Origin of the sequence: Streptomyces pseudogriseolus, assembly GCA_002154585.1 — a bacterium.
In the GTDB taxonomy this organism is placed as follows: domain Bacteria; phylum Actinomycetota; class Actinomycetes; order Streptomycetales; family Streptomycetaceae; genus Streptomyces; species Streptomyces pseudogriseolus.
Genome location: MUNG01000012.1, coordinates 305 through 18,330, shown reverse-complemented (window position 1 = coordinate 18,330; position 18,026 = coordinate 305). Strand labels below are relative to the sequence as shown.

The window sequence follows — 18,026 nt, the reverse complement described above, 5'->3', positions numbered from 1 at the left end:
CCACCCCCCATTCCTTCCGTCCCTCCCGGGGCGTGATGCGACGTGTTCCACCGATCCCTGAGAGAGACGACCGTGACCGCAACACAGCCGCCCGACGCGGCGCCGCCCACCGCCATGACCAACCGGCAGATACTCCAGGCCATGTCCGGGCTGATGGCCGGCATGTTCGTGGCGATCCTGGCCGGCACCGTCGTGGCCAACGCGCTGCCGACGATCATCGCCGACCTGGGCGCGAGCCAGTCCGCCTACACCTGGGTCGTCACCGCGGAACTGCTGGCCATGACGGCGACCGTGCCGCTGTGGGGCAAGCTGTCCGACCTGTTCGACAAGAAGCTGCTGCTCCAGCTGTCGCTGGGCATGTTCGTCGTGGGCTCGCTCCTGGCGGGCCTCTCCCAGGGTGTCGAACTGCTCATCTTCAGCCGTGTCGTGCAGGGCATCGGCGCGGGAGGTCTGACCGCGCTCGCCCAGGTCGTCATGGCGGCGATCATCCCGCCCCGCCGGCTCGGCAAGTACGCGGGCATCTTCGGCGCCGTGTTCGCCATCGGCACCGTCGCCGGGCCGCTGGTCGGCGGCGTGCTGGTGGACACCTCCTGGCTGGGCTGGCGCTGGTGCTTCTTCATCGGCGTGCCGTTCGCGCTGCTCGCCATCGCGCTGCTCCAGCGCACCCTGCGCCTCCCGGCGGTGGCCCGCCGCGAAGTGAAGATCGACTTCCTGGGCGCCTTCCTCATCGTGGCCGGCGTCTGCGCCCTGCTGATCTGGGTGACCCTGGCGGGCAACGAGTTCGACTGGGCCTCCTGGCAGACCGCCGCGCTCACCGGCGCCGGAGCGCTGCTGCTGGTCGCCGCCGTGTTCGTCGAGTCGCGGACGGCCGAACCGGTCATCCCGCTGGGCATCTTCCGCAACCGCACCGTCGCCCTCACCACCGTCGCCAGCCTGCTGGTCGGTGTCGCCATGTTCGGCGGCACGGTGTTCCTGTCGCAGTACTTCCAGGTGTCCCTCGGCAAGTCGCCCACCGTGGCCGGTCTGATGAGCCTGCCGATGATCTTCGGTCTGCTGGTGTCGTCGACCGTCGCCGGCCAGGTCATCAGCAGGACGGGTGTGTGGAAGCGCTACCTGGTGACGGGTGCGGTCGTCATGACCGTCGGCCTCGGGCTGCTGTCCACCATCGACGCGGACACTCCCTTCACGCTGCTCAGCGTCTACATGGCGGTGCTCGGCATCGGCGTCGGCATGCTGATGCAGAACCTGGTGCTGGCCGCGCAGAACGACGTGCCGGCCGGTGAGCTGGGCGCCGCCACGTCCGTGCTGTCCTTCTTCCGCAGCATGGGCGGCACCATCGGCACCAGTGTCCTGGGCGCCATCCTCGCGAGCCGGGTCGCGGCCGAGATGACCAAGGGCTTCGACGCCGCGGGCATCCCCGCGGGCGGCGACGGCGGCGGGGAGAGCCGCGTGCCCGACATGAGCACCCTGCCCGAGCCGGTGCGGAACATCGTCGAGCACGCCTACGGCGTCGCCACCGCCGACCTGTTCCTCGTCGCCACGCCGTGCGCGCTGCTGGCGCTGCTCACCGTGGTGTTCATCAAGGAGAAGCCGCTGAAGACGACCAGCGGCATGGAGCGCCTCGCCGAGGAGTCCGGCGCCGTGAAGGACACGGACAAGACCGTCGTCGGCGGCTGAACCGTTTCTCCCGCGCCGACGAGCGCCCCACGGCCCGTACGGCCGTGGGGCGCTCGTCGTGTTTCCGGCGGGGCGCCCTACTGACCGCCCAGTCCCGTCGTCGCCACCGACTTCACGATGTGACGCTGGAAGAAGACGAACACCAGCACCAGGGGCAGCGCGGCCAGCACCGAGGACGCCATTGTCTGGGCGTAGTTGACGCCGTAGGCGTCCTTCACCGCGGTGATGCCGACCGGCAGGGTCATCAGGGCCGGGTCGGAGGTGGACACGAACGGCCACAGGAAGTTGTTCCACGCCCCGATGAACACGAAGATCGCCACCGCGGCGAGCATGGGACGCGACAGCGGCAGCATCACGGACCAGAAGATCCGCGCGTGGCCGGCGCCGTCGAGCCGGGCGGCCTCCTCCAGTTCGCGCGGGAGGGTGTCGAAGTGCTTCTTCAGGATGAACACCATGACCGGGGCGACGGTCTGCGGCAGGATCACCGCCGCGTACGTGTCGACCAGGTCGAGGGTCAGCATCTGCCGGAACCACGGCACGATCAGCATCTGCGGCGGCACCAGGACCGACGCGACGGTGAGCGCGAACAGGACGCGGCGCCCCCGGAACACCGTGCGGGAGAAGGCGTAGCCGGCGGCCGCCGACACGGCGACCGTGACGACGGTGACGGCCGCGGAGACGAAGACGCCGTTCCACATCCACAGCGGCAGGTCGCCGCGCTCGATCACGGTGCGGAAGCCGTCGAGGGTGAAGCCGGCCTGCGGCCAGATCCAGTGCACCGGGTCGCTGGCGTCCTGCTCGGACTTGAACGCCGTGAACACCGCCCACGCCATCGGCAGCAGCCAGACGACGGCGAGCACCGCGAGGGCGGCCAGCGCCAGGGAGCGTGCGGTGCGGCTCGCGCCGAGGGTGAGGTTCGGGCCCAGCTGAACGCCCCTCCGCGCGCGACGGGCGGCCGGGAGCGGGGAGACCGTGGGGCGCGCGGGCCGTGTCCGGAGGTCTGCGGAGGTCATGTCACTTCTCCCGGCGGCGGAAGGCGGCGAACTGCGCCGCGGAGCCGAGGACGACGAGGGCGAAGAAGACGTAGCTGATGGCGGAGGCGTAGCCGAGCCGGTAGCCGGTGAAGCCCACGTCGTAGAGGTACTCGGCGACGGGGCGGGTGGAGCCGTCGGGTCCGCCCTTGGTCAGCAGGTACACCTGGTCGAAGACCTTCAGCGAGGCGAGGATCTGGAGCACGGTGACCACGCCGGTGATCCGGCGCAGCTGGGGCAGGGTGACATGCCGGAGCCGCCGCCAGGCGCCCGCCCCGTCCAGGGCCGCCGCCTCGTAGAGGTGGTCGGGGACCGCCTGGAGCGCGGCCAGGAACAGCAGGAAGTTGAAGCCGACGGTCCACCACAGGGTGGCGATGACGACGGCGTAGAGGGCGACGTCCTTGTCGCTCAGCCAGGAGAAGCCGTCGAGCCCAGCCGCCTGGAGCAGGTGGTTGCAGAGCCCGAGGTCCGGCTGGTGGAGCCAGCCCCACAGCAGGCCGATGACGCCGACGGGCAGCAGGTACGGGGCGAAGAACGCCAGCCGCCACACCCACTGGCCCGGGAGACCGGTGTGCACCAGCAGCGCCATGCCGAGGGCGACGGCCACCAGGGGCACGGTGGACACCGCGGTGAACCACACGGTGTTGCCGACCGCCCGCCACATCTCGGCGTCGCCGAGGGCCTCCGCGTAGTTGTCGAGGCCGACGAAGGACGGCTCGTGCGCGGAGAGCGAGGTGTCGGTGAGGCTCATCCACGCGCCCTGGACCAGCGGCCACACCATGAACAGGGCGAACAGGACGAGGAACGGCAGGGCGAAGAGCAGGCCGGGCGGGACGAGCCGGCGCGCGGTCGCGCCGGGTCCGTACGGAGCCTTGTCAGCGTCCGGCCACGGCATGTATAACGTTGTAAAACTTGAGCCCAGCGGCTCGGCACACGGCTCGAGGTGACGGCTCCGCATCCGCACCGGCTACCGGGCCGGGCCGCTCACGAAGGGATTGCCGTGCGGGTCAGCCTCAAGGACGTCGCCGCGCACGCGGGGGTCTCCATCAAGACCGTCTCGAACGTGGTGAACAACTACCAGCACGTCACACCGGCCATGCGCGAGCGGGTCCAACGGTCCATCGACGCGCTGGGCTACCAGCCCAACCTCGCCGCGCGGCACCTGCGCAAGGGCCGTACGGGCATCATCGCGCTCGCGCTGCCCGAGCTCGGCAACCCGTACTTCGCCGAGCTGACCGCCTCCGTCATCGACGCGGCCTCCCAGCACGACTACATCGTGCTGCTCGACCACACCGGCGGCTCGCGCGACCAGGAGCTGCTGGTGAGCCAGGGCTTCCGTGCCCGGGTCATCGACGGGCTGATCCTCAGCCCCATCGAGCTGGAGGCCGGGGACCTGCGCGACCGCGACCAGGACGTGCCGCTGGTGCTGCTCGGCGAGCGGGACTTCGACCTGCCGTACGACCACATCGCGATCGACAACGTCGCCGCGGCCCGTGACGCCGTGCGGCACCTGATCGGGCTGGGGCGCCGGGAGGTGGCGTTCATCGGGGCGCGCCGGGACCGCAGCGAACCGGCCCAGCTGCGCGTCCGCGGCTGGCGCGAGGAGCTGACGACGGCGGGGCTGCCGGCCGACGAGGGGCTGGTCGCGGCCACCGACGGCTGGGGGCACGCCGACGGGGCGCGGGCCATGACCCACATCCTTGACAGCGGCCGCCGGCCGGACGCGGTGTTCGCCTACAACGACCCGATGGCGATCGGCGCGATGCGGGTGCTGCACGAGCGGGGGCTGAGGGTCCCCGACGACATCGCCGTGGTCGGCTTCGACGACGTGATCGAGGGCCGCTTCGGCGCGGTGACGCTCACGTCGGTGTCGCCGGACAAGGCCGCGATCGGCCGCCTGGCGGTGGAGTCGGTGCTGGCCCGGCTGGGCGACAGCGCCCCGGAGCCCCGCCGCATCTGGGCGGATTACCAACTGGTCGAGCGGGAGAGCACGTTGGGGCGTCCGGGCGCGGGCGCGTCCTGACGCCACGGGCGTGCCACGCCGGCAGCCCTTCCCGACTCGGCGGTCCCACTCGCGCTTTCGGGGCGTGGCCGCAGTACGCGCTTGCCGTCCGGGCGCACCTTCACGCGCCCCCGGTTCGCTTCGGCGCGCCCGCGCGCACCTCCCCCCTCCCACCTTGTGCGCGAGGGGTTTACAGCCTCCTTCCAACGATGTAAAACCTCTGTGGCGGCGCACCGGACGCCGTTGTGCACAGGGGGAGCAGTTCCGTCACGCGCGTCCTTTCGGCTCTCCAGTTCCCTTTCAGCGTCACCCGGATCGGGGTCACCATGCAGCGCACCACTCACCGTTCCCTTCTCCTCGCCCGTCCCGTGCTCGTGGCCTTGGCCGCCGCCGTGGCCCTCACCGCGACGTCCTGCGCCAAGTCGGAGGACGACGCGTCGGACGGCAAGAAGTCCACGGCCGCCGCCGACGCCGGCCAGAAGGTGGCAAAGCCGAAGCCGGGCAGCAAGACCTGCACCGTCGACGCCTACGGCGGCAAGAAGATCGATCTGAAGTCCGCCACGGTCGGCTTCTCCCAGTCGGAGAAGGAGGCCAACCCCTTCCGGATCGCCGAGACGCAGTCCATCAAGGACGAGGCGGCCAAGAGAGGCGTCAAGCTGCTCACCGCCAACGCCCAGTCGCAGTTCTCCAAGCAGATCAGCGACGTGCAGGACCTGCTCGCCAAGGGCGCCGACCTGCTCGTGATCGCCCCACTGAACTCCGACGGCTGGGACCCGGTGCTCCAGGCCGCCGCGGCCAAGCAGGTCCCGATCGTCACCATCGACCGGAAGATCAACGCCACCGCCTGCAAGGACTACGTGTCCTTCATCGCCTCCGACTTCGTCGAGCAGGGCCGCCGCGCCGCCGACCAGATGATCGAGGCCACCGGCGGCAAGGGCGAGGTCGCCATCCTGCTGGGCTCGGCGGGCAACAACGTCACCACCGAGCGCACCAAGGGCTTCAAGGAGCGCCTCGCCGAGAAGGCCCCGGACCTGAAGGTGGTCTTCGAGCAGACCGGTGACTTCACCCGCGAGAAGGGCCAGCAGGTCACCGAGCAGCTCATCCAGTCCAAGCCCGGCATCAAGGGCATCTACGCGGAGAACGACGAGATGGGCCTGGGCGCGGTGGCCGCGCTGAAGGGCGCGGGCAAGAAGGCCGGCGACATCAAGATCGTCACGGTGGACGGCACCCGCAACGCCGTCCAGGGCGTCGTGGACGGCTGGATCAGCGGCGTCATCGAGTCCAACCCGCGGTTCGGCCCGCTGGCGTTCCAGACGCTCGACGACTTCACCCAGGGCAAGGAAGTCCCCCAGGACATCATCATCCAGGACGGCGCCTACGACGACGGCAACGCCGAGCAGGACCTCGGCAAGGCCTACTGATCCCGTCGCGGGGGCCCGCATCGCGCCGGGCCCCCGGTCCGTCCCTCACCACCCTTTCCCATCCTGGAGGCACAGGTGGCTCCCCCCGCCGAAGTCCTCGCCGTCCGCGGACTGAGCAAGACGTTCCCCGGCGTCCGGGCCCTGGACGACGTGGACCTGACCCTGCACGCCGGTGAGGTCCACGCCCTGATCGGCGAGAACGGCGCCGGCAAGTCGACGCTCATCAAGCTCCTCACCGGGGTGTACCGGCCCGACGCCGGTGACATCGTTTTCCAGGGCCGTCCGGTCTCCTTCGCCACCCCTCTGGAGGCGCAGAAGGCCGGCATCTCGACGATCTACCAAGAGGTCAACCTCATCCCGCTGCTGAGCGTCGCCCGCAACCTGTTCCTGGGCCGCGAGCCGCGCAACCGCTTCGGTCTGCTGGACTTCGCCCGCATGAACCGCGAGGCGGAGGAGACGCTGCGCGGCTACGGCGTCCGGGTCGACGTGCGGCGGCCGCTGCGCAGCCTCGGCGTGGGCGCGCAGCAGATGGTCGCGCTGGCCCGGGCCGTGGCGAGCGAGGCGCGGATCGTCATCATGGACGAGCCGACCTCGTCGCTCGAACCGCGGGAGGTCGAGACGCTGTTCTCGGTCATCCGCCGGCTGCGCGACGAGGGCATCGCCGTCGTCTACGTCAGCCACCGCCTCGACGAGCTGTACGCCGTGTGCGACACGGTGACCGTGCTGCGCGACGGCCGCCGCGTCCACCACGGCAGGCTCGCCGACCTGGACCGGCTGTCCCTGGTGTCCACGATGCTGGGCCGGGAGCTGGGCGAGGTGCGGTCGGAGGGGCTGACGAAGTTCACCGGCGACCACCACGCCACCGACAGCCGGCCCGTGCTGGAGGCCACGGACCTGACGGTCCCCCACCAGCTGCACGGGGTGTCGGTCAGCATCCGGCCCGGCGAGGTCGTGGGCCTGGGCGGGCTGCTCGGGTCCGGGCGCACCGAGACGGCGAAGGCCATCTCGGGTGCGCTGCCGACGAGTTCCGGCCGGGTGACGGTGGCCGGGGTCCCCCTGCGCGGGGGTTCCACGCCGGCCGCCATCCGGGCCGGTGTGAGTCTGCTGCCGGAGGACCGCAAGAGCGAGGGCATCGTGCCCGGCCTGTCGGTCCGGGAGAACATCTCGCTGGCGGTCCTCCCCCGGCTGTCCCGCTTCGGGCTGGTGTCCGAGGCGCGCGTCGACAGCATCGTGAACACGTTCATCGAGCGGCTGCGCATCAAGGCGTCCTCGCCCCAGCAGAAGGTCGGCGAACTGTCCGGCGGCAACCAGCAGAAGGTGCTGCTCGCCCGCTGGCTGGCGATGAACCCGAAGGTGCTGCTGCTCGACGAGCCCACCCGGGGCATCGACGTCGGCGCCAAGGCCGAGGTGCAGAAGCTCGTGGACGAACTGGCCGCGGACGGCCTGGGCGTCCTGCTCATCTCCTCCGACCTGGAGGAACTGATCGAAGGGTCCGACCGCGTGGTCGTACTGAAGGACGGTGCCGTCGTCGGCGAACTGACCGGCGACGAGGTCACCGAGGACAAGCTGATGCGGACCATCGCCGGGGACACTCCGGAGCGGGACGCGGTCGGGGAGGCGGCCACCGATGGCTGAAGCCGCAGTGAAGACCGTCCCGCTGGACAAGGCGCGCGCCCTCCAGTGGCTGCAGACCTACGGCGTGTACGCGGGCGTGGCGCTGCTGCTGATCGTCAACATCGCCATCACCCCGCACTTCCTGTCCGCGGAGAACTTCCGCACCCAGGCCGTGCAGGTGGCGCCCGTCATCATCGTCGCGCTGGGCATGGCCCTGGTCATCGGCACCGAGGGCGTCGACCTGTCGGTCGGCGCGGTGATGGCGCTGGCCGCCTCGGTGACCGCCCTCTACCTGGGCTACGGCCTGGTGCCGGCGCTGCTCGTGGTGGCGGTGTTCGCCGCCGTGGTGGGGCTGGCGAACGGGGCGCTGGTGGCGCTGGTGGGGGTGCAGCCCATCGTGGCGACGCTCGCCCTCATGGTGGGCGGGCGGGGTGTGGCCCTGGTGCTGCTGCCGCAGCTGGAGGACCTGCGCAACCCGCAGCTCGCGTCGCTCGGTTCGGGCGACGTGCTGGGCATCCCGTACCTGATCCTGATCGCCGCCGTGCTGGCGCTGCTGGTCGCGTTCGTCGTGCGCCGCACCACCTTCGGACGGCAGCTCCTCGCCATCGGCGACAGCCGTCCCGCCGCGCAGCTCGCCGGCCTTCCGGTGCGCCGCGTGCTGATCCTGGTGTACGTGGTGTCCGCGCTGCTCGCCGCCGTGGCGGGCGTGCTCGCCACGGCCCGGCTCCAGGCCAGCGACCCGACGTCGCTGGGCAACCTGATGGAGCTGTCCGCCATCACCGCCGTCGTGGTCGGCGGCACGCCGCTGACCGGCGGCCGGGTCAACATCGCGGGGACGGTGGCGGGCGCGGTCCTCATCCAGCTGCTCACCGCCACCCTCATCAAGCACGATCTGCCGCCGTCGTGGACGCAGATCGCGCAGGCCGTAGTGATCGTGGCCGCTGTCTACGCGGCGCGGGGACGGGGGAAGCGATGACCGTCACGAAGACGCAGGCGCCGGCGGTCGTGGACGACGGCACGCGGGCGGCGGGCGACGGGCCCGTGGGGTCGGCGCGGTCGGAGCGGCTGAGCGCCCTGGTGCAGCAGCACGGCGCGCTGGCGGTGCTGGTGATCGTCTCCCTGGTGGCGACGTTCAGCTTCGACTCGTTCGCGACCGGCGACAACGTCAGCAACATGGCGACGAGTTCGGCGTTCCTGGCGATCGTCGCGCTCGGCATGACGTTCGTGATCATCACCGGCGGCATCGACCTGTCGGTGGGCTCGCTGTTCGCGCTCGGCGGGGTGCTGGCCGCGTGGGGTTCCCGGCACGGGACGCTGGTGGCCCTGCTGCTGCCGCTGGTGGTGTGCGGGGCGATCGGCGTGGTCAACGGGCTGCTGGTGGCACGGTCGCGGCTCGCGCCGTTCATCGTCACCCTGGCGGCCATGCTGGGCGCCCGGGGCCTGATGCTGGCGATCACCGACGAGGGCGCCGACACCTACCTCATCGGCAAGGGCTCGTTCCTGGCCGAGCTGGGGCAGGGCAGCACGCTCGGCCTGGGCAACCCCGTGTGGATCATGCTGGCGCTGTTCGTCGCCGGGGCGGTCGTGCTGCGCCGCACCCGGTTCGGGCAGCACGTCTACGCGGTCGGCGGCAACGAGGACGCGGCTGCGCTGATGGGCGCGCCGGTGGCCCGTACGAAGATCCTCGTCTACACGCTGTCCGGGGTACTGGCCGGTCTCGCCGGTGCGCTGAACGCCGCGTGGCTCGCCTCCGGGGTGACGATCCTCGGCAACGGCATGGAGCTGGAGGCCATCTCCGCCGTGGTCATCGGCGGCACCCTGCTCACCGGCGGACTCGGCTACGTCAGCGGGTCGCTCGTCGGGGTGCTGCTGCTGAAGGTGATCCAGAACGTGATCAACCAGATCGGCTCCCTCGACTCCTCCTACCAGCAGGTCGTCAGCGGCGCCTTCCTGGCCGTGGTCGTCGTCGCCCAGACGTGGCTGGGCCGCCGACGGCAACTGATGTAGACCCCGGACGCGGCGGCGGGACGCCCTGGCTCCCGCCGCCGCGTCCGGTACGGCGGTCGGTCACGCTCGCGCGCAGCCGGCCGCTTCTCGCACGCGCACGTCTCCCACCCCCACTTCCCGAGGAGTGACGATGCGTAGAACACCCGCACCCGTACCACCCGCCGCCCGCCCGAGACGGCGGTGGACGGCGACCGTCCTGGCGGTGCTGGCCCTGCTGGCCGGCACCGCCCTCACCGTTCCCGGCGCCGCCACCGCGGCGCCGGCGGCGTGGACGCCCAAGCCCGCGCCGATGACCACCCCGTGGACGAACCAGGTCCCCGTCGACAACCCGCTGCCGGAGTACCCCCGCCCGCAGCTCACCCGCCCCGACTGGGCGAACCTGAACGGCATCTGGGACTTCGCCGTGACCTCGGCGAACGCCGGCCGGCCCGCCACGTTCCCGGGGCAGATCCGGGTGCCGTTCGTCGCCGAGTCGGCGCTCTCCGGCATCCAGCGCCGTGTCACCCAGGACGACAGGCTGTGGTACCGGCGCACCTTCACCGTCCCCGCGGGCTGGGACGGCCGGCGTGTCCAGCTGCACTTCGGCGCGGTCGACTGGCGCACCACCGTCTGGGTCAACGACCGCCAGGCGGGCGCCGTCCACGACGGCGGGTACGACTCCTTCTCGTACGACATCACCGACCTGCTGAACCGGGGCGGCGTCAACACGATCGTCGTCTCCGTGTGGGACCCCACCCAGACGGGCAGCCAGGCGGTCGGCAAGCAGCGGCTGAACGACGTCACCCCGCACCCGGGCGGCGGCATCTTCTACACGGCCGCCTCCGGCATCTGGCAGACGGTGTGGCTCGAGCCCACGGCGGCGGCCCACGTCACCCGCCTCGACATGGTGCCCGACCTGACGAACAACCGGCTCAAGGTCACCGTGCGCGGCGCCGGGACGAGCGGGCACCAGGCCCGCGTGACCGTCTCCGCCGGCGGCGCCACGGTCGGCACGGCCACCGGTCCGGTCGGCACGGAGTTCACCGTCCCGGTCCCGAACGCCCACCGGTGGACGCCCGACGACCCGTTCCTCTACGACGTGCGCGCCGACCTGCTGTCCGGCGCCACCACGGTCGACTCCGTGGGCGGCTACACCGGCATGCGCAGCATCGGTATCGCCCGGGTGGACGGTGTGCCGCGGCCCGTGCTGAACGGGCAGTTCGTGTTCCAGACGGGCACCCTGGACCAGGGTTACTGGCCGGACGGCATCTACACCGCGCCGACCGACGCGGCCCTGCGGTTCGACCTGCAGAAGCACAAGGACCTCGGCTTCAACATGGTGCGCAAGCACATCAAGGTGGAGCCGCAGCGCTGGTTCTACTGGGCCGACCGGCTCGGCCTGCTGGTCTGGCAGGACATGCCCTCCATGGAGCGCACCCCCGACGCGGCGGGACGCACCCAGTGGGAGAGCGAGTACCGGCGCGTCATCGACCAGCACCGCAGCTCCCCGTCGCTGGTCATGTGGGTGAACCAGAACGAGGGCTGGGGCCAGTACGACCAGGCGCGGATCGCGAACGACGTGAAGGCCTACGACCCGTCCCGTCTGGTGGACAACATGAGCGGGGTGAACTGCTGCGGCGCCGTCGACGGCGGCAACGGCGACGTCGTCGACCACCATGTCTACGTGGGCCCCGGCACCACGGTGCCCGACGCCAATCGCGCCGCGGTGCTCGGCGAGTACGGCGGTCTCGGCTTCAAGGTGGCAGGCCACGAGTGGTACCCGGGCGGCGGGTTCAGCTACGAGGACCAGCCGTCCCTCGCGCATCTCGACGACCGGTTCGTGGGGCTGCTCGACGGCATCCGCGAGGTGCGCCTTCCGCGGGGCCTGTCCGCCGCCGTCTACACGGAGATCACCGACGTCGAGAACGAGGCGAACGGGCTGCTCACCTACGACCGTCAGGTGGTCAAGGTCGACGAGGCACGGGTCCGGGCGGCCAACCGGGCCCTGATCGACGCCTCCCGCTCGGCGGCCGCCCCGGTGACGCTGCCCACCGGACAGTTCCGCTCCCTGCGTGTCACCACGCCCGGGTACACGGACCGCTACATGCGGCACCAGGACGGCGCCGTCTTCACCGAGGTGGTGAACGGCGGCAGCGAGGCGCTGCTGAAGGCCGACGCCACCTGGCGGATCGTCCCCGGCCTGGCCGACGCCTCCTGCTACTCCTTCGAGTCGCGCAACTACCCGGGCGAGTACCTGCGGCACCGCAACTCGCGGGTGTACAAGGAGGGCGGCAGCGGCGACCTGTTCCGCGCCGACGCCACCTTCTGCCCGGTGCGGGGCGCGAACGGCGGGGTCAGGCTGTCCGCGTACAACTTCCCCGGGCAGTATCTGCGCCACTACGACGCCGAGTTGTGGCTGGCGGTCCCCGGCGGCACACGCGCCTACGACTCCCCCGCCCTGTTCACCGAGGACACCACCTGGGCGGTGGAGGCGCCCTGGACGCCCTGACGCCCGTCACCTGAGGTTCCGTCACGCACACCCCGTACGCGCGGTGGCGGCCCCGTGGCCGTCACCGCGCCCGTGTCCCCCACACCCCGAGGGAGCCAAGCATGAGTGCCCGAACCACCGGGTTCGTCGCCCGGTCCTGCACCGCCCTGCTCGCCGCCGGCCTGATCGCGGCCGTCACCGCGCCCCCCGCCGCGGCGGCGCCCGAGTACACCACCGCCGAGTCCGGCAACCCGTTCGTCGACGGCTGGTACGCCGACCCCGACGTGGCGGTCTACGACGACACCTACTGGGTGTTCCCCACCACCTCGCGGGCCTACCGGGAGCAGACCAAGCTCGACGCGTTCTCCTCCCGCGACCTCGTCCACTGGACCAGGCACAGCGACGTCCTGACCACCGAGGACGTCAGCTGGGCCGAGTACGCGGTGTGGGCGCCCGCGCCGGTCGAGCGGAACGGCAAATACTACCTGTACTTCGCGGCCAACGACATCCAGAGCGACTCCGCGCTCGGCGGCATCGGCGTGGCGGTGTCCGACCGGCCGGAGGGCCCCTACAAGGACGCGATCGGGCGGCCGTTGATCGCGCAGTTCCACAACGGCGCCCAGCCCATCGACCAGGACGTGTTCATCGACGACGACGGCCAGGCGTACATGTACTACGGCGGCTGGGGGCACGCGAACGTCGTCAAGCTCAACCCCGACATGACGAGTCTCGGCACGTTCCCCGACGGGAGCACCTACAAGGAGATCACGCCCGCCGACTACGTCGAGGGCCCGCAGATGTTCAAGCGCGGCGGGAAGTACTACCTGATGTGGTCCGAGGGCGGCTGGACCGGCCCGGACTACTCCGTGTCGTACGCGATGGCCGACTCCCCCACCGGCCCGTTCACCAAGCTCGACAAGGTGCTCGCCCAGGACCCGGCGGTCGCCAAGGGCTCCGGCCACAACTCGGTGATCAACGTGCCCGGCACGGACGTCTGGTACATCGTCTACCACCGGCGCCCGCTGAGCGAGACCGACGGCAACCACCGGCAACTCGCCTACGACCGCATGTACTTCAATCCGGACGGCACGATCCGGCGGATCCAGATGAAGGTGCGGGACGACTTCACCGACGGCAACGCGCTGGGCTGGAAGACCTACGGCGGCTTCTGGACGGCGTCCGGGGGCGCCTACCGGGCGGGCGGCTCGGCCGGCGGCAAGGCGCTGCTGGACACGAACTTCGGGGACGTGACACAGGAGGCGGACGTCACCGTGTCCGCGCGCGGCGGTGACGCCGGCCTCACGTTCCGGGTGACCGCGCCTGCGGTCGGCACCGACAGCTACCGCGGCTACTACGCGGGCATCGGCGCGGACGGCACGGTGGTGCTCGGCAGGGTCGACGACTCCTGGACGCCGCTGCGGACCGTGCGCCTGCCGATCGCCCCCGGCTCGCGGCACAAGCTGCGGGTCACGGCCGTCGGCCCCGCGCTCAAGGTGTACGTCGACGACATGCGGACGCCGAAGATCTCCGTCACGGACGCCACGTTCACGAGCGGCGCCAACGGGGTGCGGGTGTTCAACACGCCGGCCACGTTCGACAACGTGGCGGTGGGTCCCGCGACCTGACGGGGAACCCGGGGAAACACACCAAGGGGGCGGGCGCCTGGGCGCCCGCCCCCTCGTGCGTGGTGTCACCCGGCGGCTACGGCTTCTCCGCCTGGTGGAGGGCGCTCACCTCCGCGTCGGTCAGCGCCTTGTCGTACGCGTGGACCTCGTCGACGGAGCCGTTCCAGAAGTCGGTGTCGTCGCCGTTCCACTTGGCGCGGCCGACCGCGAGGGGCCCGGAGCCGACGTAGTTGGGACCGCTCTTGACGGTCGCCGCCTTCGTGCCGTCGACGTACAGGGTGATCTCGCCGGTGGCGCCGTTCCGCACGCCGACCAGGTGGTACCAGCGGCCGAGTTCGGGCCGGGTCTCCAGGCGGGCCCGCTGTCCGTCGGGCGTGCTGAAGGCGAAGGCGCCCTGGCCGTACTGGAGGTAGAAGGGGCTGGCCTGGCGCCGTCCGTCCTGGCTGACCGCGGTGGCGTAGTTGCCGGGCAGCGCGTCCAGGGTGACCCAGGCGGAGACGCTGTAGCTGCCGGTGGTGTCGAGGACGGGACCGTCGGTCTGGGCGAACTGGCCCTGCCCGTCGAACCTCAGGGCGCTGCCGCTGACTCCGGCGGTCCAGGTGGCGCCCTCGCTGAGCGTCAGCGCCTTGTTGTTCGGGCCGTCGTCCTTGGCGGTGGTGCCGGAGCCCTCGTCGAGGGACCAGTGGCCGCCGCCCTTGAGCTGCTCACGCTGGCCCGCCGACGCGCCGGCGGCGATCACCTCGAGGTTGATCTCCCGCACCTGCTTCGGGTCGACCTTGATCTCCCGGCGGTCGTACGTGTAGAGGCCGTTGAGCTCGTTCTCCAGGTCGGTGATCTGGGTGTAGACGGAGCCGGACAGCTCCGCGGCGGCCTGGTCGAGGTAGAACTTCTCGGTGTTCTCCACGTACTTGCGGGTCAGCGCCTCCTTGCTGTCCACACCGCTGTAGATGACGGTGGGCGGGCCGGGCCACATGTGCCCCGGGCTGCGGAGGGTGAAGCCGCCGTGCTCGCCGTCCATGGCCGCGCGGTGGTCCGGGAAGGGCGGGTCCTCGTTGTTGTAGTCGTGGTGGTCGATGATGTCGCCCCTGCCGGAGTCGCCCTTGCTGTTGCAGCAGTTGACCCCGCTGTGGGCGTTCACGACGCGGGACGGGTCGGCCGCCTTGACCGCGTCGGTGATCCGGCCGGTCTCCTCCCGGTCCCACTCGCCCCAGCCCTCGTTGAAGACGATCCAGCCGATCACGGAGGGCGAGCTGTGGTGCTGGCGCATCATCTCGCGGCCCTGGTCGACGAACGCCTTCCGCCCGGTCGCGTTGGTGAGGTTGCCGGAGACGAAGTCCTGCCAGACCAGCAGGCCGAGCCGGTCCGCGTGGTAGAACCAGCGCGGCGACTCCACCTTGATGTGCTTGCGGACCGCGTTGAAGCCGAGCTGCTTGTGCGCCTTCAGGTCGAACGCCAGGGCGTCGTCGCTGGGCGCGGTGTAGAGCCCGTCGGGCCAGAAGCCCTGGTCCAGGGTGGCGAGGGAGAACACGGGCTTGCCGTTGAGGACGAGCTTCTTGGAGCCGCCCACGTCCTCGATGCCGATCTTCCGCATGCCGAAGTAGCTGTCGACCGTGTCGGTGGACCGGCCGTCCTTCAGCGTGACGTCGAGGTCGTACAGGTACGGGTCGTCCGGGCTCCACAGGTGCTGGCGGGCGACCGGCAGCTTCAGCTGCTTGTTGGCCGGGCCGGTGACCTTGCCGACGACCTTGCCGCGGTGGTCGCGGGCGACGGCCTCGACACGCGCCGTGGCGGACGCGCCGGCCGACTCGACGGTCACCGCGAGGGTCCTGGTGTCGATGTCGGGGGTCGTGACGACGTTGTCGACGGACGTCTCGGCGACGGGCTCCATCCACACGGTCTGCCAGATGCCGGAGGACTGGGTGTAGAAGATGCCGCCGGGGTTGGTGGACTGCTTGCCCATGGGCTGGTCGGGGCCGCCGGTGTCGGTGACGGCGACGACGATCTCCTGCTTGCCCCGGCTCTTGAGGGCGTCGGTGATGTCGGCGGTGAAGGCGTTGTAGCCGCCGGTGTGTTCGGCGACCTTCGTGCCGTTGACGTAGACGGTGGCCTGGTAGTCGACGGCGCCGAAGTTGAGCTTGAGCCGGTTCTTGCCGCTCTTGCCGACCTTCCAGCTCTTCGGCACGTCCACGAGCTTGCGGTAGAACATGTGGTCCTCGTGCCGTTCCAGCCCGGAGAGCTGCGACTCGACCGGGAACGGCACGATGATCTTCTCGTTCAGGTCCTTGCCGAAGACCGGCTGTTCACCGGCCTCGGCGCCGCTGAACTGCCAGGGCCCGTTGAGGTTCTTCCACTGCGAGCGGACCTGCTGGGGGCGCGGGTACTCGGGCAGCGGGTTGTTCTTGTTCACCTTGTCGCCCCACGGGGTGGTGAGGCGGTGGGTGGAGGCGTTCTCGGCGTACCGGGCGATGCGGGGCACGGTCTCGCCGCCTGCCGTGAGGCCGCCCTCGCCGTCGTAGACGACGCGGACCGTCTGGGCCTTCTGGACCGGCTCGGAGAGGGTGGCCTGGACGGAGTTCCGGTCGCCGGGAACGGCCTTGACGGATTTGATCGGCAGGGCGGTGGTGTCGGCCTCGACCTTGAGGTGCTCGGCCACCTGCGCGAGGTCGCCCACCTGGCCGTCGAAGCGGGCGCGCAGGGTGCGGCCGTCGCGGCCCACGGTCAGTTCGACCGGGTACACCTCGAAGTCGGCGGGCGGGGTGAACGCCGTCATCGGCACGAGCTGCTTGGCGAGCGTCGGCGTCGACCAGCGCAGGTACATGTTGGCCCCGCCGACGTCCTGGAACATCTCCATGCGGAAGTCGTACGTCTTGCCCGCGGTCAGCCGGACGGGGGTGCTGGTCTGCTCCCGGTCCCAGTCGGGCTCCCAGTGGTCGATGACCGGTTCGCCGTCGATGAGGAGGCGGAAGCCGTTGTCGCCGATGGCGTAGAAGGTGTAGTCGTCGGTCTTCGGGACCTCGATCTGGCCGGTCCAGCGGGCGGTGGTGTGCTCCGTCCGCCCGGTCAGCTCCTGGAACGTGTTGGTGAGACCGGCGAAGTTGATCTGCGGCTCGAGCTGGGTGCCGCCGAGTTCGGCGAAGTCCCGGGCGCCCGGCGCGGACATCCGGAAGTACTCGCCCTTCAGCCCGTGCACCGTGACGTCGGCGTCCGCGGCGCGGGCGGCCGGGGCGCCGTCGGCGGTGGCCGGTGCGGCGGCCGTCGCGGCGGGCGCCAGGGCGCCCGTGGAGAGGGCCAGCGCCGTCACGGTCAGCACGGCCCACCATCGGGATCTCGGGCGGGTGGGTTGTCTGGTCATCGAACCTTTCCTCGCGCTGGGTGCATGGGGTCACGGCGGGACGAGGGCGCGGCCGTCAGTTCCGCCGGCAGTTCTTCCAACGTTGGAAATTTGGTGTGCAGCGGAATGACAACACGCGGTGGGACGACTGTCCAGGCTTTGCGCAGAGATGACTGTGCGTCAGCGGAGGTTCACGTCATGGCCGGTGGCCGCCCCGGGGAGAGGGCGGCCACCGCCCCGGTCAGTTCCCGGGGGCGGCGAACGGACCGCCGGCCGCGAAGGCGTGGGCGGCGAACCGCTTCCCGATCAGCCGGTGGGCGGCCGGGTCCGGGTGGAGCCGGTCGGGCAGCGGGAGTTCGGCGTGGTCCGCCTCGCCGTAGAGGGCGCGCCCGTCGAGGTGGTGGAGGTTCGGGTCATCCTTCGCGCGCGCCGACACGATCCGCTGCAGTTCCTGGCGTACGGCGTTCAGGGTCAGCTTGCCCTCGGCCCGCTCCGCCGGGTCGCCGGCGGCGGTGAACGACAGCTTGCCCTCGGCGAGCCGGCTGAAGTCGAAGGCCGTCGGGCCGGGGGTGTCCTCGTGCATGGGGCACAGGATCGGCGAGACGACCAGCAGCGGGATGTCGGGGTGGCCGTCGCGGACGGTGTCGAGGAACCCGTGCACGGCGGGGCCGAAGGCGCGCATCCGCATCACGTCGGCGTTGACGAGGTTGATGCCGATCTTGAGGCTGATCAGGTCGGCCGGCGTGTCGCGTATCGTGCGGGCGACGAACGGGTCCAGAAGGGCGCTGCCGCCGAAGCCGAGGTTGACCAGTTCCACCTCGCCGGCTGCTGCCGCGAGCGCCGGCCAGACG

General features: G+C 71.0%; 12 protein-coding genes. 8 read left to right on the top strand and 4 right to left on the bottom strand.

Features of this window, described 5'->3' with window-relative positions:
* The first annotated feature begins 114 nt into the window (after positions 1 to 114).
* Positions 115 to 1,677, top strand: coding sequence for an MDR family MFS transporter (locus CCN29_RS01645; protein WP_006131047.1), 1,563 nt, complete (start codon positions 115 to 117; stop codon positions 1,675 to 1,677).
* 77 nt (positions 1,678 to 1,754) lie between these two features.
* On the opposite strand, the gene CCN29_RS01640 is transcribed toward CCN29_RS01645, so the two are convergent.
* A complete protein-coding gene (locus CCN29_RS01640) occupies positions 1,755 to 2,690 on the bottom strand; it encodes a carbohydrate ABC transporter permease (RefSeq protein ID WP_086679717.1) in 936 nt (311 codons plus the stop codon).
* Position 2,691: 1 nt separating this feature from the next.
* Positions 2,692 to 3,603 (bottom strand): carbohydrate ABC transporter permease, encoded by a 912-nt coding sequence (locus CCN29_RS01635; protein WP_086679714.1) that lies wholly within the window; start codon positions 3,601 to 3,603, stop codon positions 2,692 to 2,694.
* A 105-nt stretch (positions 3,604 to 3,708) separates the two neighbouring features.
* On the opposite strand from CCN29_RS01635, the gene CCN29_RS01630 reads away from it, so the two are divergent.
* The 7 genes from CCN29_RS01630 (at position 3,709) to CCN29_RS01600 (ending at position 13,844) form a co-directional block, all read left to right on the top strand.
* Positions 3,709 to 4,731, top strand: a complete 1,023-nt coding sequence (locus CCN29_RS01630; protein WP_006131050.1) for a LacI family DNA-binding transcriptional regulator — start codon at positions 3,709 to 3,711, stop codon at positions 4,729 to 4,731.
* Between the two features lie 305 nt (positions 4,732 to 5,036).
* Positions 5,037 to 6,131 (top strand): ABC transporter substrate-binding protein, encoded by a 1,095-nt coding sequence (locus CCN29_RS01625; protein WP_006131051.1) that lies wholly within the window; start codon positions 5,037 to 5,039, stop codon positions 6,129 to 6,131.
* A 75-nt stretch (positions 6,132 to 6,206) separates the two neighbouring features.
* On the top strand, positions 6,207 to 7,766 hold the full coding sequence (locus CCN29_RS01620) for a sugar ABC transporter ATP-binding protein (RefSeq protein ID WP_086679711.1): 1,560 nt from the start codon (positions 6,207 to 6,209) through the stop codon (positions 7,764 to 7,766).
* Entirely contained in the window at positions 7,759 to 8,721 is a 963-nt protein-coding gene (locus tag CCN29_RS01615; RefSeq protein WP_039986626.1) for an ABC transporter permease, read from the top strand. The genes CCN29_RS01620 and CCN29_RS01615 overlap by 8 nt, the downstream gene beginning before the upstream one ends.
* Positions 8,718 to 9,752: an ABC transporter permease gene (locus CCN29_RS01610; RefSeq protein ID WP_006131054.1), complete on the top strand. Its 1,035-nt coding sequence runs from the start codon at positions 8,718 to 8,720 to the stop codon at positions 9,750 to 9,752. The genes CCN29_RS01615 and CCN29_RS01610 overlap by 4 nt, the downstream gene beginning before the upstream one ends.
* Positions 9,753 to 9,882: 130 nt before the next feature.
* A complete protein-coding gene (locus CCN29_RS01605; protein WP_086679708.1) occupies positions 9,883 to 12,240 on the top strand; it encodes an AbfB domain-containing protein in 2,358 nt (785 codons plus the stop codon).
* A gap of 101 nt (positions 12,241 to 12,341) precedes the next feature.
* The gene (locus CCN29_RS01600; protein WP_086679705.1) at positions 12,342 to 13,844 is read left to right on the top strand and encodes a glycoside hydrolase family 43 protein; all 1,503 of its coding nucleotides are present in this window, start codon (positions 12,342 to 12,344) and stop codon (positions 13,842 to 13,844) included.
* A 76-nt stretch (positions 13,845 to 13,920) separates the two neighbouring features.
* On the opposite strand, the gene CCN29_RS01595 is transcribed toward CCN29_RS01600, so the two are convergent.
* Both CCN29_RS01595 and CCN29_RS01590 read right to left on the bottom strand, forming a co-directional pair.
* Positions 13,921 to 17,196 (bottom strand): LamG-like jellyroll fold domain-containing protein, encoded by a 3,276-nt coding sequence (locus CCN29_RS01595; protein WP_086679702.1) that lies wholly within the window; start codon positions 17,194 to 17,196, stop codon positions 13,921 to 13,923.
* A gap of 220 nt (positions 17,197 to 17,416) precedes the next feature.
* Positions 17,417 to 18,026, bottom strand: a 610-nt coding sequence (locus CCN29_RS01590) for an SGNH/GDSL hydrolase family protein (protein ID WP_442538205.1), incomplete at its 5' end; no start/stop codon positions are given.